The sequence below is a fragment of the Streptomyces lomondensis genome (assembly GCF_014651035.1).
GTDB lineage: Bacteria > Actinomycetota > Actinomycetes > Streptomycetales > Streptomycetaceae > Streptomyces > Streptomyces lomondensis.
In genome coordinates, this window is the sequence record NZ_BMWC01000008.1 from 238,065 (window position 1) to 259,976 (window position 21,912).

General features: G+C 68.2%; 19 protein-coding genes. 9 read left to right on the plus strand and 10 right to left on the minus strand.

The features are described 5' to 3' along the window. Positions 1–87: 87 nt before the first annotated feature. The 3 genes from IE255_RS26180 to dnaB all read right to left on the minus strand — a co-directional run bounded on the left by IE255_RS26180 (position 88) and on the right by dnaB (position 2,463). Complete coding sequence (locus IE255_RS26180; RefSeq protein WP_190052821.1) at positions 88–423, minus strand: hypothetical protein; 336 nt, start codon at positions 421–423, stop codon at positions 88–90. A gap of 88 nt (positions 424–511) precedes the next feature. After that, the gene (locus IE255_RS26185; RefSeq protein ID WP_190052822.1) at positions 512–895 is read right to left on the minus strand and encodes a hypothetical protein; all 384 of its coding nucleotides are present in this window, start codon (positions 893–895) and stop codon (positions 512–514) included. Between the two features lie 83 nt (positions 896–978). Beyond that, positions 979–2,463, minus strand: a complete 1,485-nt coding sequence (gene dnaB / locus IE255_RS26190) for a replicative DNA helicase (protein ID WP_190052823.1) — start codon at positions 2,461–2,463, stop codon at positions 979–981. A 460-nt stretch (positions 2,464–2,923) separates the two neighbouring features. Between dnaB and IE255_RS26195 the strand changes: the two genes are divergently transcribed. Next, a complete protein-coding gene (locus IE255_RS26195) occupies positions 2,924–4,261 on the plus strand; it encodes an MATE family efflux transporter (RefSeq protein WP_190052824.1) in 1,338 nt (445 codons plus the stop codon). A 163-nt stretch (positions 4,262–4,424) separates the two neighbouring features. On the opposite strand, the gene rplI is transcribed toward IE255_RS26195, so the two are convergent. The 4 genes from rplI to rpsF form a co-directional block, all read right to left on the minus strand. Further along, a complete protein-coding gene (gene rplI, locus IE255_RS26200; RefSeq protein WP_190052825.1) occupies positions 4,425–4,871 on the minus strand; it encodes a 50S ribosomal protein L9 in 447 nt (148 codons plus the stop codon). An 18-nt stretch (positions 4,872–4,889) separates the two neighbouring features. Beyond that, positions 4,890–5,126, minus strand: coding sequence for a 30S ribosomal protein S18 (gene rpsR, locus IE255_RS26205; RefSeq protein ID WP_003949403.1), 237 nt, complete (start codon positions 5,124–5,126; stop codon positions 4,890–4,892). Between the two features lie 44 nt (positions 5,127–5,170). Continuing rightward, positions 5,171–5,758: a single-stranded DNA-binding protein gene (locus tag IE255_RS26210; RefSeq protein ID WP_190052826.1), complete on the minus strand. Its 588-nt coding sequence runs from the start codon at positions 5,756–5,758 to the stop codon at positions 5,171–5,173. Positions 5,759–5,829: 71 nt separating this feature from the next. Then, positions 5,830–6,120 carry a 30S ribosomal protein S6 gene (gene rpsF, locus IE255_RS26215; RefSeq protein ID WP_003991486.1) on the minus strand — a complete coding sequence of 97 codons (291 nt, stop codon included), beginning with the start codon at positions 6,118–6,120 and terminating at the stop codon, positions 5,830–5,832. Between the two features lie 262 nt (positions 6,121–6,382). Here rpsF and IE255_RS26220 point away from each other — a divergent pair, with 262 nt between their 5' ends. The 3 genes from IE255_RS26220 to IE255_RS26230 all read left to right on the plus strand — a co-directional run bounded on the left by IE255_RS26220 (position 6,383) and on the right by IE255_RS26230 (position 9,103). Continuing rightward, positions 6,383–6,700 (plus strand): hypothetical protein, encoded by a 318-nt coding sequence (locus IE255_RS26220; RefSeq protein ID WP_190052827.1) that lies wholly within the window; start codon positions 6,383–6,385, stop codon positions 6,698–6,700. Positions 6,701–6,867: 167 nt separating this feature from the next. Next, positions 6,868–7,989 (plus strand): peptidoglycan bridge formation glycyltransferase FemX, encoded by a 1,122-nt coding sequence (femX, locus tag IE255_RS26225; RefSeq protein WP_190052828.1) that lies wholly within the window; start codon positions 6,868–6,870, stop codon positions 7,987–7,989. Positions 7,990–8,071: 82 nt separating this feature from the next. Continuing rightward, positions 8,072–9,103, plus strand: coding sequence for an alanine racemase (locus tag IE255_RS26230; RefSeq protein WP_190052829.1), 1,032 nt, complete (start codon positions 8,072–8,074; stop codon positions 9,101–9,103). A gap of 109 nt (positions 9,104–9,212) precedes the next feature. On the opposite strand, the gene IE255_RS26235 is transcribed toward IE255_RS26230, so the two are convergent. Together IE255_RS26235 and IE255_RS26240 are read right to left on the minus strand one after the other, a co-directional pair. Beyond that, positions 9,213–10,724 (minus strand): glycosyltransferase family 87 protein, encoded by a 1,512-nt coding sequence (locus IE255_RS26235; RefSeq protein WP_190052830.1) that lies wholly within the window; start codon positions 10,722–10,724, stop codon positions 9,213–9,215. A gap of 122 nt (positions 10,725–10,846) precedes the next feature. Beyond that, positions 10,847–13,477 carry a transglycosylase domain-containing protein gene (locus tag IE255_RS26240; protein WP_229906592.1) on the minus strand — a complete coding sequence of 877 codons (2,631 nt, stop codon included), beginning with the start codon at positions 13,475–13,477 and terminating at the stop codon, positions 10,847–10,849. 403 nt (positions 13,478–13,880) lie between these two features. On the opposite strand from IE255_RS26240, the gene IE255_RS26245 reads away from it, so the two are divergent. The 4 genes from IE255_RS26245 (at position 13,881) to IE255_RS26260 (ending at position 17,671) form a co-directional block, all read left to right on the plus strand. Beyond that, positions 13,881–14,555: a PadR family transcriptional regulator gene (locus tag IE255_RS26245; protein WP_190052831.1), complete on the plus strand. Its 675-nt coding sequence runs from the start codon at positions 13,881–13,883 to the stop codon at positions 14,553–14,555. A gap of 44 nt (positions 14,556–14,599) precedes the next feature. After that, positions 14,600–15,682, plus strand: coding sequence for an inositol-3-phosphate synthase (locus IE255_RS26250; RefSeq protein ID WP_190052832.1), 1,083 nt, complete (start codon positions 14,600–14,602; stop codon positions 15,680–15,682). An 89-nt stretch (positions 15,683–15,771) separates the two neighbouring features. Then, positions 15,772–17,034, plus strand: coding sequence for an MFS transporter (locus tag IE255_RS26255; protein ID WP_190052833.1), 1,263 nt, complete (start codon positions 15,772–15,774; stop codon positions 17,032–17,034). A gap of 124 nt (positions 17,035–17,158) precedes the next feature. Further along, complete coding sequence (locus tag IE255_RS26260; protein ID WP_190052834.1) at positions 17,159–17,671, plus strand: LppU/SCO3897 family protein; 513 nt, start codon at positions 17,159–17,161, stop codon at positions 17,669–17,671. A 101-nt stretch (positions 17,672–17,772) separates the two neighbouring features. On the opposite strand, the gene IE255_RS26265 is transcribed toward IE255_RS26260, so the two are convergent. Then, complete coding sequence (locus tag IE255_RS26265; protein WP_190052835.1) at positions 17,773–19,218, minus strand: CCA tRNA nucleotidyltransferase; 1,446 nt, start codon at positions 19,216–19,218, stop codon at positions 17,773–17,775. Positions 19,219–19,473: 255 nt separating this feature from the next. Between IE255_RS26265 and IE255_RS26270 the strand changes: the two genes are divergently transcribed. Next, positions 19,474–21,873: a DUF6049 family protein gene (locus IE255_RS26270; protein ID WP_190052836.1), complete on the plus strand. Its 2,400-nt coding sequence runs from the start codon at positions 19,474–19,476 to the stop codon at positions 21,871–21,873. Positions 21,874–21,912 lie beyond the last annotated feature (39 nt).

The following is a 21,912-nucleotide window of genomic DNA, read 5'->3' on the forward strand; positions in this document are numbered from 1 at the left end:
GCAACCAGCGTTCTTCGTGCTCGGCTAACCATGCCTAGAGCCTCTGCGGCAGCTCGACCGAGACGCAGCGGCCTTCTCGGGCTTGTCTCATGGCTGAGCGATGAATCCTGCGGATCGGTCGAGCCGGAAAGGAGAACCGGACCGGGTCGGATCCCAGCCTTGCTCCCGGGCTTCGCGAATGCTGGCACCAAGGTGAGCTGGAAGAAGAGGCTCTGCCTCGACACCCACCCAGTTGCTGGGATGGGCCTGGCCGCTGGTAATGATCAAGGTCGTCCCCGACTGGCTGCCATGGGCCGCCTCGACCGCGTAGGTCATCGGTGTCCAGCAGAGTCCCTGCGTGTAGGAGGGCTTCCTCCGGATCCGCCAGCGGTACTCGATCCCGTCAACAGTTATGCGCCGGGACCCCTTCTTGTTCAGCGCCATCAGTCCCCCTCTTCGGTCGGACTGTAGCGCCCTGCAACTGCCCGTCCCACGGGCATTCCTGGGTGCGGCGGCCTGCTGTGGACGGGTATCAGCAGCCGTCCGCTCCCGCCCACTCGCGCACGGTCACGGCATGCTCCATACGGTTGACGATGTCCTTCCTGGACGCCGTGTCCAAGGTCTCCGGGATCTTGTCGAAGGTGTCGGGAAGGACATCGAGCAAGCCCCAGATCTGTTCGCCGGTCCTGACGGTCAGCAGTTGCTGACACCTCCACTGCAGCGGCACCTCGGGACGGTGCCTCAGCTGCTGCACGAGTGTGGGGAACAGGTAGTGCGTCGCCTCTGCGGCCAGGTGATCTTGGAGCCAGTCGACCGGAAGCCGCTGGCTGAAGCCGTACACGGCGGTCTCCTGGGCCAGGTTCAGGAGCTGAGCGGTGTCGACGGCTCGGACGGTGCGGGGAAGGGCCGGGATCATGCCGAGATGATGCCAAGCATCCGACAGCGGCGACGAGACCGAATGAGAACCAACAGCTTCAACGCGACAGGACACCGCCGCGGTCAGGTCTGCGCCATGTCCACGAACCGCGAGTAGTGCCCCTGGAAGGCGACCGTGATCGTCGCCGTCGGGCCGTTCCGGTGCTTGGCCACGATCAGGTCGGCCTCGCCCGCACGCGGCGACTCCTTCTCGTAGGCGTCCTCGCGGTGCAGCAGGATGACCATGTCGGCGTCCTGCTCGATGGAGCCGGACTCACGCAGGTCGGAGACCATCGGCTTCTTGTCCGTGCGCTGCTCGGGACCACGGTTCAGCTGGGAGAGCGCGATGACCGGGATCTCCAGCTCCTTGGCCAGCAGCTTGAGGTTACGGGACATGTCCGAGACCTCCTGCTGACGGCTCTCGGCCCGCTTGGACCCGCCCGACTGCATCAGCTGGAGGTAGTCGATGACGACCAGCCTGAGGTCGTTGCGCTGCTTGAGGCGGCGGCACTTGGCGCGGATCTCCATCATCGACAGGTTCGGCGAGTCGTCGATGTAGAGCGGCGCCGCCGAGACGTCCGGCATCCGCCGGGCCAGGCGCGTCCAGTCCTCGTCCGTCATCGTGCCGGACCGCATGTGGTGAAGGGCGACCCGGGCCTCGGCGGACAGCAGACGCATCGCGATCTCGTTGCGCCCCATCTCGAGGGAGAAGATCACGCTCGGCAGGTTGTTCTTGATCGAGGCGGCCCGCGCGAAGTCCAGCGCGAGCGTGGACTTGCCCATCGCGGGACGCGCGGCGATGACGATCATCTGGCCCGGGTGCAGCCCGTTGGTGAGCGAGTCGAAGTCCGTGAACCCCGTGGGCACACCGGTCATCTCACCGCTGCGCGAGCCGATCGCCTCGATCTCGTCGAGCGCGCCCTCCATGATGTCGCCGAGCGGCAGGTAGTCCTCGCTGGTCCGCTGCTCGGTGACCGCGTAGACCTCCGCCTGGGCGCGGTTGACGATCTCGTCGACGTCGTCGTCGGCCGCGTATCCCATCTGCGTGATGCGCGTGCCGGCTTCGACCAGGCGGCGCAGGACGGCCCGCTCGTGGACGATCTCCGCGTAGTAGGCGGCGTTGGCCGCCGTGGGGACCGTCTGGACGAGGGTGTGCAGGTAGGAGGCCCCGCCGACCTTGTTGATCTCGCCGCGCTTGGTGAGTTCGGCGGCGATCGTGATGGGGTCGGCCGGCTCGCCCTTGGCGTAGACGTCGAGGATGGCCTGGTAGATCGTCTCGTGGGCGGGCTTGTAGAAGTCGTGGCCCTTGAGGATCTCGACGACGTCGGCGATCGCGTCCTTGGACAGGAGCATGCCGCCGAGGACGGACTGCTCGGCCTCGATGTCCTGTGGCGGTACGCGCTCGAACGCCGTGCCCCCGCCGCCGCCGTCCCACACCCCGTTATCACTGCCGCGCTCGTGCTGCTCGTCGCGACCCCGCGGGCCGTCGCCACGGCGGCGGGAGGCGGGCAGACGATCACTGGGACCGCTGTCGGCCCACGGGTCGTCCAAGGGCTCGGAAATGCTCACCGAGCCACCTCCTCCCGTCCGCCGCAGCAGACCTCGCCGTGCCCCTCTTTTCTACGGCACGGCACTGACAAATGAGAGGCCCAACTCCGGTTAGCGGACGCCGGGTTTGTGGCGTTTTGAAAACCGGCGGACGGAGCGGGCGCCGGACCACCGTAGGCCCGTCGGCACCGTCAGCCAATCTGGTTATCCACAGGCCATGTGGACGACGGCCCAGATGCTGTGGAGAACTCCGCGAAACCTGTGCACGACCCGGTGGACAGGCCTGTGAACAAGCACCGAGCCGCCTTGAGGGAACCGCTCTGACCTGCAATTTTGCCGTCCACGGGCTGTGCAGAAGAAAAACTTCCCCACCCGGGCCAAGATCGCTTCGAATGGTGCACAGCAGTGCGCACGACTAGACGGAAAGTAAGGGTCACAAAAGGCTTCCATCTCTTACCTGTGGACGATTAGATTGGTGCACATGACACAGGCCCCCGCGCGCCGCCGAGCCGACCGGAGACAGCACGACAGAGAGATCGTCGCGCTGGCCGTGCCGGCGTTCGGCTCCCTCGTCGCCGAGCCCCTCTTCCTCATGGCCGACACCGCCATCGTGGGCCATCTGGGCACGGCCCAGCTCGCCGGCCTCGGCGTCGCCTCGGCCCTCCTGATGACCGCCGTCAGTGTCTTCGTCTTCCTCGCCTACGCCACCACGGCAGCGGTCGCCCGCCGTGTCGGCGCCGGCGACCTCCCGTCCGCCATCCGCCAGGGCATGGACGGCATCTGGCTGGCGCTGCTTCTGGGCGCCGCCCTCGTCGCCGTCGCACTGCCGACCGCGCCTCACCTCGTGGATCTCTTCGGCGCATCGGACGCGGCAGCCCCCTATGCGACGACCTACCTACGCATCTCCGTGCTCGGCATACCGGCCATGCTCGTCGTCCTCGCCGCGACCGGTGTCCTGCGCGGTCTACAGGACACCAAGACCCCGCTCTACGTCGCCATCGCCGGCTTCGTCGCCAACGGCGCTCTCAACGCGGGACTCGTCTACGGCGCCGACCTGGGGATCGCCGGCTCCGCCTGGGGCACCGTCATCGCCCAGTGCGGCATGGCCGCGGCCTACCTCGTGGTGGTCCTGCGCGGGGCGCGCAAGCACGGCGCCTCACTGCGGCCGGACGCCGCCGGGATCAGGGCCTGCGCCCAAGCCGGTGTTCCCCTGCTGGTCCGTACGCTCTCCCTGCGGGCGATCCTGATGATCGCCACGGCGGTCGCCGCCCGTCTCGGAGATGCCGACATCGCCGCCCACCAGATCATCCTGTCCCTGTGGAGCCTGCTCGCCTTCGCCCTCGATGCAATCGCCATCGCGGGTCAGGCCATCATCGGGCGCTATCTCGGAGCCGGTGACGCCCAGGGCGCCCGCGAGGCATGTCGTCGCATGGTGGAGTGGGGTATAGCTGTCGGCGTCGTCCTCGGCGTCCTGGTGGTCATCACCCGACCGGTGTTCCTGCCCGTCTTCACCAGTGACCCGGCGGTCAAGGATGTGGCGTTGCCCGCCCTCATCATCGTCGCCCTCTCGCAGCCGATCTCCGGCATCGTCTTCGTCCTGGACGGAGTCCTGATGGGCGCCGGCGACGGACCCTACCTGGCCTGGGCGATGCTGCTCACCCTGGCCGTCTTCAGCCCGGTCGCCCTGCTGGTTCCGGTGCTGGGCGGTGGGCTCACCGCCCTCTGGGCGACGATGACGCTGATGATGACCGTGCGGATGCTGACCCTGTGGCTCCGCACCCGGTCGGGCCGCTGGATCGTCACAGGCGCGACCCGCTGACCGTTTCACGTGAAACGCCGACTGTTTCACGTGAAACGGCGTGATCCACAGATCGCGGTGTTTCACGTGAAACACAGAGGCTGGCCCGCCTCGCAGACACGACGATGGGGCCGTACCCCGAAGGGCACGACCCCATCGCTCACTGCTTCAGCGAGCGCGGCACTCAGGCCGCGACGACCTCGATGCTGACCTTGGCGGCAACCTCGGGGTGCAGACGCACGGACGTCTCGTGAGCGCCCAGCGTCTTGATCGGCGAGCCCAGCTCGATGCGGCGCTTGTCGACCTCGGGGCCACCGGAAGCCTTGATCGCCGAGGCGATGTCGGCCGGGGTGACGGAACCGAAGAGGCGACCGGCGTCGCCGGAGCGGACAGCCAGACGGACCTTGACACCCTCGAGCTGGGCCTTGACCTGGTTGGCCTGCTCGATGGTCTGGATCTCGTGGATTTTGCGAGCACGACGGATCTGCTCGACGTCCTTCTCGCCGCCCTTGGTCCAGCGGATCGCGAACTTCCGCGGGATCAGGTAGTTGCGAGCGTAACCGTCCTTGACGTCAACGACGTCGCCCGCGGCACCGAGGCCGGAGACCTCGTGGGTGAGGATGATCTTCATGAGTCGGTCACCCTTCCCTTATCGCGCGGTGGAGGTGTAGGGCAGCAGCGCCATCTCACGGCTGTTCTTGACGGCCGTGGCGACGTCACGCTGGTGCTGCGTGCAGTTGCCGGTCACGCGGCGGGCACGGATCTTGCCGCGGTCGGAAATGAACTTCCGCAGCATGTTCGTGTCCTTGTAGTCCACGTACGTGACCTTGTCCTTGCAGAAAGCGCAGACCTTCTTCTTCGGCTTGCGCACAGGCGGCTTCGCCATGGTGTATCTCCTGTGTGATCAAGAAGTTGGGGTGCGAGCCCGCCCTAGAAGGGGGGCTCGTCCGAGTAGCCGCCGCCCTGCTGGCCGCCGCCGGAGCCACCGCCCCAGCCGCCGCCACCCTGGTTGCCACCGGCGGGAGCGCCGGTCGCCCACGGGTCGTCAGCGGGAGCGCCGCCGCCCTGCTGGCCGCCACCGGGGCCGCCGCCCCAGCCGCCGCCACCCTGGGCGCCGCCGCCACCGCCGCCGTAGCCGCCCTGGCCACCCCGGCCGCTGGTCTTGGTGACCTTGGCCGTGGCGTTGCGCAGGCTGGCGCCGACTTCCTCGACGTCCAGCTCGTAGACCGTGCGCTTGACGCCCTCGCGGTCCTCGTAGGACCGCTGCTTCAGCCGGCCCTGCACGATGACGCGCATGCCTCGCTGGAGCGACTCAGCGACGTTCTCCGCCGCCTGACGCCAGACCGAGCAGGTCAGGAAGAGGCTCTCGCCGTCCTTCCACTCGTTCGTCTGACGGTCGAAGGTGCGGGGAGTGGACGCGACACGGAACTTCGCGACGGCCGCACCGGAGGGGGTGAAGCGCAGCTCGGGGTCGTCGACAAGATTGCCGACCACCGTGATGACGGTCTCGCCTGCCATGGGGGAACCTCTCGGCGGGTTTGCTCTGGCTGCTTGCTACTCGAATCCCGGATTCAGCTGAGCGTGCGAGCTCAGTGGGTCTCGGGACGGAGGACCTTGGTCCGGAGGACCGACTCGTTCAGGTTCATCTGGCGGTCGAGCTCCTTGACGACCGCAGGCTCAGCCTGCAGGTCGATGACCGAGTAGATGCCCTCGGGCTTCTTCTTGATCTCGTACGCGAGACGACGACGGCCCCAGGTGTCGACCTTCTCGACCTTTCCGCCGCCGTCACGGACGACAGAGAGGAAGTTCTCGATCAGCGGGGAGACAGCGCGCTCCTCGACGTCGGGGTCGAGGATGACCATCACCTCGTAGTGACGCATGTGGAACCCACCTCCTTTGGACTCAGCGGCCACGGTCGTTCCGTGGCAGGAGGGTTGTGATGCGTAGCAACGGTATCGGCCACCACTGACAATCGGGGTTCTGTGGAGAAGCCCTTGCCGTGACATGGGCAGACACCGGTGCGGACGGTACAGAGTACCCGCACAGCGGCTTGCGGTTGAAATCCGGCCGCCAGGGCAGCCAATCTGTACACATCGGGTGTGTATGGCGCTACGATGCGCCGACTTTCGCAGGAGGTGCCCTATGGCACAGGCATTGCGACCCAACACCGCCGGCGGCCTCTTCGCCACGGACGGCAAGCCCCACCCCCTCCAGGACACCCTGCTCGCGGTGACCTTGGTGCTGGGCATCACGTCGTTCATCACGGCACTCATCGACGAGGACCTGCATCTGCTGAGCTCCTGGACCGGCCTGGTGGGCATTCTCACCGGCGCGTACGGCCAGTGGATCTCGGTGACCACCCGTGAACGCTTCGGCCTGATCCTGGGCCTGGGCGCCGCAGGCGTCGGGTTCTTCCTGGGCATGGCGCACGGCGGCCTCTTCGGCGGGCTCATCGACTGACGCCAGGGACACCCCCCTTCTGAACACCGCGTGACGCCACGGCCGGCCACGGGCCGTGGCGCAGGTTCCGTACGCCCAACCGGCGCGCTCCCAAGGCGCAGTAGGCTTCGCGCGAGAGCCGGAGCCCCTGAACCCATGGGGACACACCAGCCCGAGGAGCGCCCCGAATGAGCCTGACCCTGAGGACCATCAGTCGAGAGCAGCATCTGGCCTACATCCAGAGCCTGCCGTCGGCGAGCCACATGCAGGTCCCGGCCTGGGCTGACGTCAAGGCGGAGTGGCGCTCCGAGAACCTCGGCTGGTTCGACGACCGGACGGGCGAGCTGGTCGGTGTCGGTCTGGTCCTCTACCGGCAGCTGCCCAAGATCAAGCGCTACCTCGCGTATCTGCCCGAGGGCCCGGTCATCAACTGGTTCGCGCCGAATCTGCAGGAGTGGATCGAGCCGATGCTGGCGCACCTGAAGCAGCAGGGCGCCTTCTCCGTGAAGATGGGTCCGCCGGTGATCATCCGGCGCTGGGAGGCGGCCTCCATCAAGGCGGGCATCCAGAACCCGGACGTCAAGCGCCTGCGGGACATCGAGGCCGACCACATCGAGCCGCGGGCCTTCGAGGTCGCCGACAAGCTGCGCCGCATGGGCTGGCAGCAGGGCGAGGACGGCGGCGCCGGCTTCGGCGACGTCCAGCCCCGCTACGTCTACCAGGTGCCGCTGGCGAACCGCTCCCTGGAAGAGGTCCACAAGAACTTCAACCAGCTGTGGCGCCGCAACATCAAGAAGGCCGAGAAGGCCGGCGTCGAGGTCGTCCAGGGCGGCTACCAGGACCTCGAGGAATGGCAGCGGCTGTACGAGATCACGGCCGTTCGCGACCACTTCCGGCCGCGCCCCCTGTCGTACTTCCAGCGCATGTGGACGGCCCTCAACTCCGAGGACCCCAACCGCATGCGGCTGTACTTCGCCCGGCACAACGGCGTGAACCTGTCGGCGGCGACGATGCTGATCGTCGGCGGGCACGTCTGGTACTCCTACGGCGCCTCCGACAACATCGGCCGCGAGGTCCGGCCCTCGAACGCCATGCAGTGGCGGATGCTGCGCGACGCCTACGCGCTCGGCGCCACCGTCTACGACCTGCGCGGCATCTCCGACTCCCTGGACGAGACCGACCACCTCTTCGGCCTGATCCAGTTCAAGGTGGGCACGGGCGGCCAGGCCGCCGAGTACCTCGGTGAGTGGGACTTCCCGCTGAACAAGCTGCTGCACAAGGCGCTCGACATCTACATGTCGCGCCGCTGATGTCACGTTCAGTGCTTCTATACCTCTGATACACGGCAACCACCGATACACGGCAACCACGAGAAAGGTTCCAGGTCCGGCCATGGCGCTCACGCTCTACGTCGACACCGCGCGCTGGCGGGCGCACCACAAGCACGTGCAGGAGCAGTTCCCGGGCCTCGTGCCGGTCTGCAAGGGCAACGGCTACGGCTTCGGGCACGAGCGGCTGGCGGAGGAGGCCACGCGGCTGGGCTCGGACGTCCTCGCCGTCGGCACGACGTACGAGGCCGCCCGGATCAAGGACTGGTTCGGCGGGGACCTGCTGGTGCTGACGCCCTACCGCCGCGGCGAGGAGCCGGTACCGCTGCCGGACCGGGTCATCCGCTCCGTGTCGTCGATAGACGGTGTGTACGGCCTCGTCGGTGCCCGCGTGGTGATCGAGGTGATGTCCTCGATGAAGCGGCACGGCATCAGCGAGCAGGACCTGCCCCAGCTGCACGCCGCCATCGAGAACATCCGGCTGGAGGGCTTCGCCATCCACCTGCCGCTGGACCGCACCGACGGCTCGGACGCCGTCGAGGAGGTCATCGGCTGGATGGACCGGCTCCGTGCGGCCCGGCTGCCCCTGCACACCATGTTCGTCAGCCACCTCAAGGCCGAGGAACTCGCCCGGCTCCAGCAGCAGTTCCCGCAGACCCGGTTCCGGGCCCGCATCGGCACGCGGCTGTGGCTGGGGGACCACGATGCCACCGAGTACCGCGGCGCGGTCCTGGACGTCACGCGCGTCGCCAAGGGCGACCGTTTCGGCTACCGGCAGCAGAAGGCGGCCTCCGACGGCTTCCTGGTGGTCGTGGCGGGCGGTACGTCCCACGGGGTGGGCCTGGAGGCCCCCAAGGCGCTGCACGGCGTCATGCCGCGCGCCAAGGGCGTCGCCCGCGCCGGCCTGGCGACGGTGAACCGGAACCTTTCTCCGTTCGTCTGGGGCGGCAAGCAGCGCTGGTTCGCCGAGCCGCCGCACATGCAGGTCTCGATCCTTTTCGTGCCCGCGGACGCGCCGGAGCCGAAGGTCGGCGAGGAGCTGGTGGCCCATCTGCGGCACACCACCACCCAGTTCGACCGGATCGTGGACCGCTGACCGGCACGGTTCACTGCTTCAATGACCGACGCGCTTCAGCGCAAAGGCCGTACACGACTTCTCGTGTACGGCCTTTCGGCTTTCTGGAGACGGCCCCGGGGCCGTTCGCTCAGAGCGAACCGCCCGAGGCGCCCCGCCTGCCCCACTCGACCAGCGGCCCGTCGAACTGGGCGGCCTCGTGCTGCCGGGGCCGGGCCGCGGGGCCGAAGACGAAGACGTCCTCCGCACCGTCGAGCACGCCGCCCGAAGGATCGTCGTCGCCGGACCTGCGCACCGGATCCCGCTCCGGCATGAAGATGTCCCGCACGACCATGACGCACAGGTACAGCGTCCCCAGCAGATGCATGCCGATGGCCCAGTGGTAGCCGTCGGTGGGCAAGCCCTTGTGAGCGTCTCCGCTGGTCGTGTACGCCAGGTACATCCAGATCCCCAGGAAGTACGCCACCTCGCAGGCCTGCCAGATCAGGAAGTCCCGCCACTTCGGCCGGGCGAGGGCGGCCAGCGGCACCAGCCACAGCACGTACTGCGGCGAGTAGACCTTGTTGGTGAGGATGAACGCCGCGACGATCAGGAAGGCGAGCTGGGCGAACCGCGGACGGCGCGGTGCGGTCAGAGCGAGCGCCGCCACAGCCGCGCAGCACACCAGCATCAGCAGCGTGGCAAGCGTGTTGACGGTCTCGGTGCTGAGCGGGTTGTCCGAGTTCTGGGCCATGATCAGCCAGAAGGAGCCGAAGTCGACGCCCCGTTCCTGGCTGAACGTGTAGAACTTCGACCAGCCCTCGAACGCGAAGAGCATCACCGGCCCGTTCACGACGACCCAGGCGATGATCGCGCCGCCCAGAGCCGTGCCGAACTCCCGCCACCTGCCCGCGCGCCAGCACAGCACCAGCAACGGGCCGAGGAGCAGGAAGGGGTAGAGCTTGGCTGCCGTGGCGAGCCCCAGCAGGACACCGAAGGCGAGGGAGCGGCCACGCGACCACATCAGCATCGCCGCGGCCGTCAGAGCGACCGCCAGCAGGTCCCAGTTGATCGTGGCCGTCAGTGCGGCGGCGGGCGCCAGGGCGACCAGCAGGCCGTCCCAGGGACGCCGGGCGTGGGTGCGGGTCACGCAGACGGCGATGACCGACGCGCACACCATGAGCATCCCGGCGTTGACCATCCAGTACCACTGCTCCTGGTACTGGATGGTGCCGCTGCCCGGCGTGAGCCAAGCGGCGACCTCCATGAAGACACCGGTCAGCACCGGGTACTCCAGGTACTGCATGTCCCCGGGGAGCCTGTCGAAGTACGGCACGAGCCCGTCGGCGAAGCCGCGCCCCTGGTAGAGGTGCGGGATGTCCGAGTAACACGCGTGCGTGTACTGGGAGCTGGCGCCGAAGAACCAGGCGCCGTTGTAGCAGGGCGCCTTCTGGACCAGGCCGAGGGCGAACATGCCGATCGCCACCAGCGCGATCACTCGTACCGGAGTCCACCAGGACGCCCCGAGCAGGGCACGCCGCCCGAGCGGGCCGCCGATCAGCTCGCTGCCGGCCGCGGCGACCTCGTCCTCCTTGGTCGGCCGCACCGGCTCCGGCTCGTGGACGCTCGCTCGCGTCGATTCTGCACTGGGCATGCCGCACATCCTGCCGTACGTGTCTAGTCATACGCCGAGGGCCGCCGTACCCGAGTGGGTGCGGCGGCCCTTGTTTCACGTGAAACAGCCTTGCGTTTCACGTGAAACACCCAAGCCGGGCGATCGGTCGGCTATCCGGCAGGGCCTCCGAAGATGCCGCCGTTGCCGTTACCCCTGCTGTTTCCGTTCTCGCCGGTATCCGAGGGTGAGGGTGAGGGGCTCACTTCTCCGCCGGTGCCCCCGTTCTCCGCGCCACCGTCGCTCTCGCACCCGAAGAACCCACAGGTGTCGCTCGGCGAAGGCGACGGAAGCGTCGGGCTCTCGCTGGGCGTGGCGCTCGGCGACTCGGTCGGAGTCTCGCTGGGCGTGGCGCTCGGGGTCGGGGTCGGCGACGGAGCACCCACCTCGTCCTGGATCTCGCCGATCGTCTCGGCCTCCGGGAAGCCGGGGTCGGGCTTGCCCTTCAGCGCGGCCTTCATGTACTCGGTCCACACCAGCGTCGGGACGTCACCACCGTGGATGGACTCCTCACCCGCCGTGCCGTTCATGGAGAGCAGCCTGGCGCTCTTGGGGTCCTCACGGAACATCGCGACCGAGGTCGACAGTTGCTGGGTGTAGCCGACGAACCAGGCGGACTTGTTCTCGTCCGTGGTGCCGGTCTTGCCGGCCGCCGTACGTCCCAGGGACAGCGCGTTCTGACCCGTACCGTTCTGGATGACGTTCTCCAGGACGTCCGTGACGTTGTTCGCCACCTTCTCGGGCATCGCCTGAGTGATCCTCGGCTTGTCGAAGCCGGCGATTTCCTGCCCGTTGAACTTGACGCTGGTCACCGAGTACGGGGCGGCCTGCTTGCCCGCGGCGGCGAACGTCGCGTAGGCGTCGGCCATGCGGATCGCGCTGGGAGTCGACGTACCGAGCGCGAACGACGGGTTGAGGGTGGCGAAGCTGGCGTCCAGGATGCCGGCCTTCTCGGCCACGTCCCGCACGTTCCTCATCCCCACGTCCATGCCCAGCTGCACGAACGGGGTGTTGACGGACTGCTCCATCGCCTTGCGCAGGGTGATGTAGCCCCAGGGGCGCGGACTCTCGTTCTTCTGGCGGAAGGGCGTGTTGTCCTTCTTGAGAACGTAGGAGCCGTCGTTGTTCCTGACCTTCAGATTGTCGTTGCCGTTGTACTTGCTGAGCGGCGAGAGGGGACCGTCACTCCGGTAGGTGCCGTGCTCCATGGCGGCGGCGAGCACGAAGGGCTTCCACGTCGAACCGACGGGGACACCCGAGGTGTCCGCGTTGTTGTTGAAGTGGCCCTTCTCGTAGCCCGCGCCACCGTAGAGCGCGACGATCGCGCCGTCCTTGGGCTTCACCGACGCCGCGCCGAACTGGACGTGCTTGTCCAGCTCACGGTTCTCCGGGTCGAGCTTCTCCTTCTCGATCTTCTTGACAGCCTTGGCCAGCGCCTCGACCTTGTCCTTCTCGAAGGTCGTCTTGATCTGGTAGCCGCCCTGGTCGAACTGCTGCTCCGTGATGTTGGAGTGGTTCAGGACGTACTTCTTGGCGGTGTCCACCAGGTAGCTGATCTGGCCGCTCATGCCCTTGGTGGCCTTCCGGCCCTGCGGCATGGGGTACTTGCTGATCGCTTTCTGGTACTGGGTGTCCGTGAGCCTCTTGTCGTTGTGCATCTGCTGGAGGATCCAGCCCCAGCGCTCCTTGGACCGCTTGAGGTTGTCGTCCTTGTTCGCCGAGGGATCAAGGCTCTCGTTGCCCGCGGGGTCGTAGTACGTCGGGCCCTTGAGCAGGGCGGCGAGGAAGGCGCATTCACTCTCCGTGAGCTTGTCCGCGTCCTTGCCGTAGTAGGTCTGGGCGGCGGCCTGGAGGCCGTAGGCACCACGTCCGTAGTACGAGGTGTTCAGGTAGCCCTGAAGGATCTCCTTCTTGGAGAGCTTCGTCCCCACCTTGATGGAGATGAACATCTCCTTGAACTTACGAGTGATCGTCTGTTCCTGGCTCAGGTAGGTGTTCTTGACGAACTGCTGGGTGATCGTCGAACCACCCTGCGTGTCCCCGCCCCGGGCCATGTTCGCCAGCGCCCGGGCGATGCCCATGGGGTCGACGCCCGAGTCCTGGTAGAAGGTCTTGTTCTCGGCCGAGATGACCGCCCACTGCATGGCCTCGGGGATCCGCTCGATCCCGATGTTCTGCCGGTTCTGGCCGCTGCCCGTCGCCACCATCTGCTGGCCGTTGGACCAGTAGTAGACGTTGTTCTGCGACCGGGCCGCCGCGTTCTCCTCGTTGGGGACGCCGACCATGGCGTACCCGATGCCCGCCACGGCCACCAGGCTGCCGAAGAAGCCGATGCACAGGCCGGAGACGAGCTTCCAGGAAGGCAGCCAGCGCTGCCAGCCGTACTTGCCGGCCCGCGGATAGTCGATCAGCCGCTTCTTGTCGGGGACGGCCGCGCGCCCTCGGCCCCGCCCTGGTCCGGTCGGACCGCCGGGAGCGGCGCGCCGGCCGCCGCGGGTCGGTTCGGCCGCTCTGCGGCGGCCACCTCCGCTTCTCTGCGCCGCACGCCGGGCCTCGGCACGGCCGCCGTACGGACGCTCCTCACCCCCCGAGCCGTAGGAACCCGACCCATAGGAGTCGGACGGAGACTCGGTGGCGCCTCGCGGTGCCGCGCGGCGGCCGGAGGACGAGCCGGGCTGGCCGCGTCGGGCCGCGGCACGTCCGCCTCCCTGCGGCTGCGGCGGTTTGCGACGGTGCTCGCTCATCGAACGACTACTCCTCGGGCAGGCGCACTCCTGCGCGCCTGGAAACGGCGGCTGGTTTCCGGTCCCCCCGAAGTACGGATGCGGTCGGCTCCGCATTCATCGGTCCCGCATGCACCCGTACTACACCGAAGACAACGACGCCCTCAGGCGCCACTTGGTTCCCGGTGATGTGCATGGCGCACAGACTACGCACCGCCAAAACCTGCCGAGCCCCGAAGTTCACCTCAAATCAGGCAACTCGCGTCCGATGAATCGGTGATGTGACCCCGTTCACCACACCCCCTCTTGTCGCATCCGGAAGGCCGTTCTATCGTCGTGATGTATCGAGTCGATACATCAGCGCGACACATCGGCCCGAGACATCGGACCGATACATGCGCACCGCGGCAGAGAGGAGGCGACGATGAGCCGGCGTTCCGGGATCCTCGAGTTCGCCGTCCTCGGCCTGCTCCGCGAATCTCCGATGCACGGCTACGAGCTGCGCAAACGACTCAACACGTCACTGGGCGTGTTCCGTGCGTTCAGCTACGGGACGCTCTACCCCTGCCTCAAGACGCTGGTCGCCAACGGCTGGTTGATCGAGGAACCGGGGAACGAGTCCGAGGCCGTGCCCCTCACCGGCCGCCGCGCCAAGATCGTCTACCGGTTGACGGCAGAGGGTAAGGAGCACTTCGAGCAGCTGCTCTCGCAGACCGGGCCCGACGCATACGAGGACGAGCACTTCGCGGCCCGTTTCGCTTTCTTCGGGCAAACCTCACGCGACGTCCGCATGCGCGTGCTGGAGGGCCGCCGCAGCCGGCTGGAGGAGCGCCTGGAGAAGATGCGCGTCTCCCTGGCCCGGACGCGGGAGCGCCTCGACGACTACACGCTTGAGCTCCAGCGCCACGGGATGGAGTCCGTGGAGCGCGAGGTGCGCTGGCTGAACGAGCTCATCGAGAGCGAGCGGGCGGGGCGGGACCTGAACGGTTCCGCCCCGGGGGAGCCCGATTCGCGTGACACCACATCTGGAGCGTCGGGCGGCCTGCCCCGGCCGGGGGACGACCCCCGTCCGGATACGCCCGGCGACACCGCCACGTGAGAGCCCGCTCAGGGCCTCACTCGTACACACAGGGAGCAACCGGAATGGGTTCGGTTCGCGTAGCCATCGTCGGTGTGGGCAACTGTGCCGCATCGCTGGTGCAGGGAGTCGAGTACTACAAGGACGCCGACCCGGCGTCCAAGGTGCCGGGCCTGATGCACGTCCAGTTCGGCGAGTACCACGTCCGCGACGTCGAGTTCGTCGCAGCGTTCGACGTGGACGCCAAGAAGGTCGGTCTCGACCTCGCGGACGCCATCGGCGCCTCGGAGAACAACACCATCAAGATCTGCGACGTCCCCCGCACCGGTGTGACGGTCCAGCGCGGCCACACCCTCGACGGCCTCGGCAAGTACTACCGCGAGACCATCGAGGAGTCCGCCGAGGAGCCGGTCGACATCGTCCAGGTCCTCAAGGACAAGCAGGTCGACGTCCTCGTCTGCTACCTGCCCGTCGGCTCCGAGGACGCGGCGAAGTTCTACGCCCAGTGCGCCATCGACGCCAAGGTCGCCTTCGTCAACGCCCTTCCGGTCTTCATCGCCGGCACCAAGGAGTGGGCCGACAAGTTCACCGAGGCGGGCGTCCCGATCGTCGGCGACGACATCAAATCGCAGGTCGGCGCGACTATCACGCACCGCGTCATGGCGAAGCTGTTCGAGGACCGGGGCGTCGTCCTGGACCGCACGATGCAGCTGAACGTCGGCGGCAACATGGACTTCAAGAACATGCTCGAGCGCGACCGCCTCGAGTCGAAGAAGATCTCCAAGACGCAGGCCGTCACCTCCCAGATCCGTGACCGCGACATGGGCGCGGACAACGTCCACATCGGCCCGTCCGACTACGTGGCCTGGCTCGACGACCGCAAGTGGGCCTACGTCCGCCTCGAGGGCCGCGCCTTCGGTGACGTCCCGCTGAACCTGGAGTACAAGCTCGAGGTCTGGGACTCCCCGAACTCCGCCGGCGTCATCATCGACGCCCTGCGCGCCGCGAAGATCGCCAAGGACCGCGGTATCGGCGGCCCCGTGCTCTCCGCGTCGAGCTACTTCATGAAGTCCCCGCCGGTCCAGTACTACGACGACGAGGCCCGCGAGAACGTCGAGAAGTTCATCAAGGGTGAGGTCGAGCGCTGACGCGCCGCAACTGATCGCTCCTGCCAGGGCTGTGAGGGTCCCCGGGTCGTACGACCCGGGGACCCTCCCCGTATGTGAGGCTGGGCCCCATGGCCGTCGTTCGTGACCTGCGCGTCCTGTTGCGCTTCCAGGGCTTCCGGCGCCTGCTCGCCGTGCGCCTGCTCTCCCAGGGTGCCGACGGCGTCTACCAGGTCGCGCTCGCCGCCTACGTCGTCTTCTCGCCGGAGAAACAGACCTCGGCGGCCGCGGTCGCCTCCGCGATGGCGGTGCTGCTGCTCCCGTACTCCCTCGTCGGCCCCTTCGCCGGTGTCCTGCTGGACCGCTGGCGACGCCGCCAGGTCCTGCTGTACGGCAGCCTGTTGCGCGCCCTGCTCGCCTCCGCGACGGCCCTGCTGATGCTCAGCCCGGCTCCGGACTGGCTCTTCTACGTCTCCGCCCTGTGCGTCACCGCCGTCAACCGCTTCGTCCTGTCGGGCCTGTCCGCCGCCCTGCCGCGCGTGGTCGACGCCGAGCGCCTGGTCATCGCCAACTCCCTCTCGCCGACCGCCGGGACGCTGGCGGCGACCGCGGGCGGCGGCCTCGCCTTCGTCGTCCGCCTGGTGGTGGCGGACTCCGACGCCGCTGTGGTGCTCGTGGCAGCCGCGCTGTATCTGTGCGCCGGCCTCACGTCGCTGAGCATGGCGCGGGAACTCCTCGGCCCCGACCGGACCTTGGCGCGCGTGCGGATCGGGACGGCGCTCACCGGCACCGTTCGCGAGTTGGTGGCGGGCGTGCGTCACCTGGCCGCGCCACCGCGCCGGGAGGCCGCCTGGGCGCTCGCCGCGATGTCGCTGATGCGGTTCTGCTACGGCGCCCTGCTGGTCATGCTGCTGATGCTGTGCCGGTACGCGCTCACCACGACCACGGACGACGGACTCGCCCTGCTGGGACTGGCGTTGGGCGTCTCCGGCGCCGGGTTCTTCGCGGCGGCCGTGGTGACGCCCTGGACCGCGGGGCGGCTCGGACCCGGCCGCTGGATCGTGGTGTGCGCGGGGGCCGCCGCACTGCTGGAGCCCGCTCTCGGCCTGCCGTTCGCCACCGCCCCGCTGCTGGCCGCGGCCTTCGTCCTGGGCCTGACCACCCAGGGCGCGAAGATCGCCACGGACACGATCGTCCAGTCCTCCGTCGACGACGGCTTCCGTGGCCGGATCTTCTCCGTTTACGACGTCCTCTTCAACGTCTTCTTCGTCGGCGCCGCCGCCGTGGCCGCCCTGATGCTGCCGCCGGACGGCCGGTCCGTGCCTCTGGTGATCACGATCGCCGTTATCTACGCGGCAGTAGCTGTGGCTATGGCCCGGTTTGGCCGCCAGTAAGTGTCACATCAATGACACAGAGCCACTCCTGGTTACTGCGTTGTCAGTGGGGACCGCTACCTTACGTGGGTCTTATCTCGCGACATGTTCGCGTCACTCATCCATGTTTGAGGGGGACCCCCAAGTGTCTACTCCGCCGCCCCAGGGCAACCCGTTCGCACAGGGCCAGCCCGCGGGTCAGCCCCAGGCCCCGTATCCGCCGCAGGGCGGCTACCCCCAGCAGCCCGGCCAGCCCGGCTTCCCGCCCCAGGGCGCGGCTCCCTATGCCCCGGTCCCGCCGCAGCCGTCCGGCCGCAAGCTCAGCTTCAAGACCATCAAGAACATCGTGATCGTCGTCGCCGTGGCGAGCGTGGCCATCGGCGGTTACATAACCAGCCGGGACGACGCCAACACGGCGGCTGTCGGCGACTGCATGCACCGCGGCAGCACCAACGACAGCAACCCGGACCTCGAGGTCGTCGACTGCGGTGACGCGAAGGCCCAGTACGAGGTGCTGGCCAAGATCGAGGGCAAGTTCCTCTCGGACACCATGGCCTCCAGCAAGTGCGAGACCGAGGCGAAGGACTTCCAGTACGTGTACACCGAGAGCGGTGACGGCAAGGACTTCCTGCTCTGCCTGAAGGACTACAAGAAGTAGGACAGACGCAGAAAGGGGCGGTGTTTCACGTGAAACACCGCCCCTTCGAGCTGCCCCCACAGGGTCATGTTTCACGTGAAACATGGCCCCGTTTCACAGCATCAGCCCTCCTGCTCGGTCCACCACTCCTTGAGCGCGGCCACCGCGGCGTCATGCTCCATCGGCCCGTTCTCCAGCCGCAGCTCCAGCATGTGCTTGTACGCGCGACCGATGACCGGACCGGGGCCGATGCCGAGGACCTCCATGATCTGGTTGCCGTCGAGGTCCGGGCGGATGGAGTCCAGCTCCTCCTGCTCCTGAAGCTTGGCGATCCGCTCCTCCAGCCCGTCGTACGCCCGCGCCAGGGCCGCCGCCTTGCGCTTGTTGCGCGTGGTGCAGTCCGAGCGGGTCAGCTTGTGGAGCCGGTCGAGGAGCGGGCCGGCGTCACGGACGTAGCGGCGGACCGCCGAGTCCGTCCACTCTCCGGTGCCGTAGCCGTGGAAGCGCAGGTGGAGTTCGACCAGCCGTGAGACGTCCTTCACCAGCTCGTTGGAGTACTTCAACGCCGTCATGCGCTTCTTGGTCATCTTCGCCCCGACCACCTCGTGGTGGTGGAACGAGACCCGGCCGTCCTTCTCGAAGCGCCGCGTGCGCGGCTTGCCGATGTCGTGCAGCAGGGCCGCCAGCCGGAGCGTCAGGTCGGGGCCGTCGTCCTCCAGCGCCATCGCCTGCTCCAGGACGATCAGCGTGTGGTCGTAGACGTCCTTGTGGCGGTGGTGCTCGTCGCGCTCCAGACGCAGAGCCGGCAGCTCGGGCAGCACGTGGTCGGCGAGGCCGGTCTCCACGAGCAGCGACAGGCCCTTGCGCGGGTGCGGGGAGAGGATCAGCTTGTTCAGCTCGTCCCGGACCCGCTCGGCCGAGACGATCTCGATGCGCCCGGCCATGTCCTTCATCGCCGTGACGACCTCGGGGGCGACCTCGAAGTCGAGCTGAGCCGCGAAACGCGCAGCCCGCATCATCCGCAGCGGGTCGTCCGAGAAGGACTCCTCCGGGGTACCGGGAGTGCGCAGCACCCGCGACGCGAGATCCTCGAGCCCGCCGTGCGGGTCGACGAACTCCTTCTCCGGCAGCGCGACGGCCATCGCGTTCACGGTGAAGTCACGGCGGACGAGATCCTCCTCGATCGAGTCGCCGTACGACACCTCGGGCTTGCGTGAGGTCCGGTCGTACGCCTCCGACCGGTACGTGGTCACCTCGATCTGGTAGCCGCCCTTGTGGGCGCCGACCGTGCCGAAGGCGATCCCGACCTCCCAGACGGCGTCCGCCCACGGGCGCACGATCTTGAGCACGTCCTGGGGACGGGCATCGGTCGTGAAGTCGAGGTCATTGCCGAGCCGGCCCAGCAGCGCGTCCCGGACCGAGCCGCCGACCAGGGCGAGTGAGAACCCGGCCTCCTGGAAGCGGCGGGCGAGGTCGTCGGCGACAGGAGCGACCCGCAGCAGTTCACTCACCGCGCGGTGCTGCACCTGGCTGAGGGCACTGGACTTTTCTTCGTTGGCGTTCGGCACAACAGAAGAGGGTACGTGGCCCGGGCGACCTCGGGCTCCCTCATTACACGTGCGGACACGTCCCTCAATACGCGCACAAGCCGCGCCCTTGCGATGTAAGGGATCGCTCACCTCCATAGTGGGCATACCAGACAGCACGTCATCGGCCCGCGATCTTGTCGAGCGGACCGCGGCACTTCCTCTCAGCGCGCATCGTTACCATGCGTGGACGCACATTCCGACGACCACTGACGACGACGAGGGACGGGCGAGCGCGTGGCCGAGGCGGCAGACTTCCAGGGGACCAGTGCCTCACCTGCCCGCCGGTGGCTACGGCGCACCGGGGCACTGCTCGCCGGTGCGCCCCTGCTGGCCGGACTCCTCCAGTTGCCTGCCGCGCCGCCGGCGGACGCGGCCGGGCAGGAGTCCCCGCAGGCCGCCTCCGGAACGGGTTCGGTGTCCGTCGCGATCGACTCGCTCAGTCCCAGCGCCCCCACGGAGGGCGACACGGTCACCGTGTCGGGCACGGTGACCAACAACGGCAAGCAGGCCGTCACCGACGCCCACGTCGACCTGCGGGTGGGGCCCTCCCTCGACACCCGCTCCGCCATCGACGCCCTCGCCAAGAAGAGCGACGACGTCCAGGGCCCCGTCGGCGAGCAGGTCGGCGGCAAGTACGCCGAGAAGTTCTCCCAGCTCACACCCGGCGTCGCGGAGCCCTTCGACATCTCCGTGCCGATCGACGAGCTCGACCTCGGCCCGGACGGCGTCTACCAGCTGGCCGTCGCGCTCTCCGGGGAGACCGCCGCACAGCCCTGGGACCAGGTCCTCGGCATCCAGCGCACGTTCCTGCCGTGGCAGCCGGAAGAAGCCGGTACCAAGACCAGGACCACGTTCCTGTGGCCGCTCGTCTCCACCGTCCACATGGCGGCCGAGACGGGGTCGAACGAGCAGCAGACACCGGTCTTCCGCGACGACGAGCTCGCCGAGGAGATCGCCCCGGGCGGCCGCCTCGACCAGATGGTGTCGCTGGGCAAGGACCTCGACGTCACGTGGGTGGTCGACCCGGACCTGCTGGCGTCCGTCGACGCGATGACCAGGAGCTACCAGATCCGCGCCGCGGACGGCACCACCACCTCCGGCAAGAACCAGGAGATCGCCAAACACTGGCTCGCCGAACTCCAGCAGGCGGTCACGGGCAGGGAAGTCGTCGCCCTGCCGTTCGGCGACCCGGACCTGGCCTCCCTCGCCCACAACGGCACGAGCGTCACCGGCTCGCTGAGCCACCTCAAGGAGGCCACCGACGTCATCGACGACACGGTGGAGACGATCCTCCACGTGAAACCGTCCACGGACTTCGCCTGGCCCGTGGATGGCGCCGTCGACCCGTCGATCGTGAAGGTCGCGACCTCCGCGGGCGCCGACAAGGTGATCGCCCGCAGCGACAGCCTCCAGGACAACCTGTCGTACACGCCCTCCGCGGCCCGGCCCATCGGCGGCGGCACCACGGCGGTCGTCGCCGACTCCAGGCTGTCCACGGCGTTCCAGGGCAACCTGACGAAGGCCTCCGCCTCCACGCTCGCCGTGCAGCGCTTCCTGGCCCAGAGCCTCACGCTCGGCCTCCAGACCGGCAAGCAGCGCAGTGTCGTCGTCGCCCCGCAGCGCATGCCGTCCGTCAGCCAGGCCCAGACCATGGCCGAGGCTCTTTCCACCCTCCAGGACGGAAACTGGTCGGAGTCGCAGGACCTCTCGGCCGCCGCCAAGGCCAAGCCGGACCCCGCGGCCAACACGAAGGTGCCCTCCGGGTACCCCCTCTCCTTGCGCAATCAGGAGCTGCGGCGCTCCGCCTTCGAGCAGATCGCGAAGACGCAGGACAAGCTCGACAAGTTCAAGGTGATCCTGACCCGCCAGTCCCGGGTGGTGACCCCCTTCGGACGGGCCATGAACCGCGAGATGTCCACGTCGTGGCGCGGCCGGGGCGCCGCGGCGCTGGAATACCGCGACGGCATCGAGTCGTACCTCGAAGGGCTCATCGACGGGGTCAAGCTGATCGACAAGTCGGAGACCAAGCTCTCCGGCCGCAGCGCCACGATCCCGGTGACCGTCCAGAACAATCTGGTCCAGGGCGTCGAGCACCTGAAGCTGCGGCTCACGTCGACGAACCCGACGCGACTCAAGATCGGCGGCGCCGCCTACGAGGAGCAGCGCGTCGCGGTCAACGGCGGCCACAGCCAGTCGGTGAAGTTCACCACATCCGCCAACGCCAACGGCCGGGCCGAGGTGGTCGCCCAGCTGTACACGGAGGACGGCCGGCCGTACGGCGCCGACGTCACCTTCGAGGTGAAGGTCACCGAGGTCACGCCCACCGTCATGCTGGTCATCGGCGGAGGCGTCCTGCTCCTGGTCCTGGCCGGCTTCCGGATGTACACCCAGCGCAAGCGCGCCGCCGCACGCGAGGCCACCGAGGACGGCACCGCAGAGACGGACGACGACGCCGACAGCCCGCAGGGCCCGGCCGCCGCTCCGCGGAACCCTGAGGCCCCCGGCGACCGTCCCGAGGAGGAGTCCGAGGCCGGCTCCCGGGCAGACGCCCCGCAGCAGCCGAGTGACCCGGCCCCGGACACCGCAGCGGAAAGCGCCGACCCGTCCGGCACGGGTGAGAGAGTGGACCGTTGAGATGTCGTGGCCGGTGGGCCCGGGACGATGAGGTGGGGT

Bases quoted from the DNA above. Each gene is read 5' to 3' on its own strand.
- IE255_RS26180 (WP_190052821.1), bottom strand. From the start codon at position 423: ATGGCGCTGAACAAGAAGGGGTCCCGGCGCATAACTGTTGACGGGATC.
- IE255_RS26185 (WP_190052822.1), bottom strand. From the start codon at position 895: ATGATCCCGGCCCTTCCCCGCACCGTCCGAGCCGTCGACACCGCTCAG.
- IE255_RS26195 (WP_190052824.1), top strand. From the start codon at position 2,924: ATGACACAGGCCCCCGCGCGCCGCCGAGCCGACCGGAGACAGCACGAC.
- rplI (WP_190052825.1), bottom strand. From the start codon at position 4,871: ATGAAGATCATCCTCACCCACGAGGTCTCCGGCCTCGGTGCCGCGGGC.
- rpsR (WP_003949403.1), bottom strand. From the start codon at position 5,126: ATGGCGAAGCCGCCTGTGCGCAAGCCGAAGAAGAAGGTCTGCGCTTTC.
- IE255_RS26210 (WP_190052826.1), bottom strand. From the start codon at position 5,758: ATGGCAGGCGAGACCGTCATCACGGTGGTCGGCAATCTTGTCGACGAC.
- rpsF (WP_003991486.1), bottom strand. From the start codon at position 6,120: ATGCGTCACTACGAGGTGATGGTCATCCTCGACCCCGACGTCGAGGAG.
- IE255_RS26220 (WP_190052827.1), top strand. From the start codon at position 6,383: ATGGCACAGGCATTGCGACCCAACACCGCCGGCGGCCTCTTCGCCACG.
- femX (WP_190052828.1), top strand. From the start codon at position 6,868: ATGAGCCTGACCCTGAGGACCATCAGTCGAGAGCAGCATCTGGCCTAC.
- IE255_RS26230 (WP_190052829.1), top strand. From the start codon at position 8,072: ATGGCGCTCACGCTCTACGTCGACACCGCGCGCTGGCGGGCGCACCAC.
- IE255_RS26235 (WP_190052830.1), bottom strand. From the start codon at position 10,724: ATGTGCGGCATGCCCAGTGCAGAATCGACGCGAGCGAGCGTCCACGAG.
- IE255_RS26240 (WP_229906592.1), bottom strand. From the start codon at position 13,477: ATGAGCGAGCACCGTCGCAAACCGCCGCAGCCGCAGGGAGGCGGACGT.
- IE255_RS26245 (WP_190052831.1), top strand. From the start codon at position 13,881: ATGAGCCGGCGTTCCGGGATCCTCGAGTTCGCCGTCCTCGGCCTGCTC.
- IE255_RS26250 (WP_190052832.1), top strand. From the start codon at position 14,600: ATGGGTTCGGTTCGCGTAGCCATCGTCGGTGTGGGCAACTGTGCCGCA.
- IE255_RS26255 (WP_190052833.1), top strand. From the start codon at position 15,772: ATGGCCGTCGTTCGTGACCTGCGCGTCCTGTTGCGCTTCCAGGGCTTC.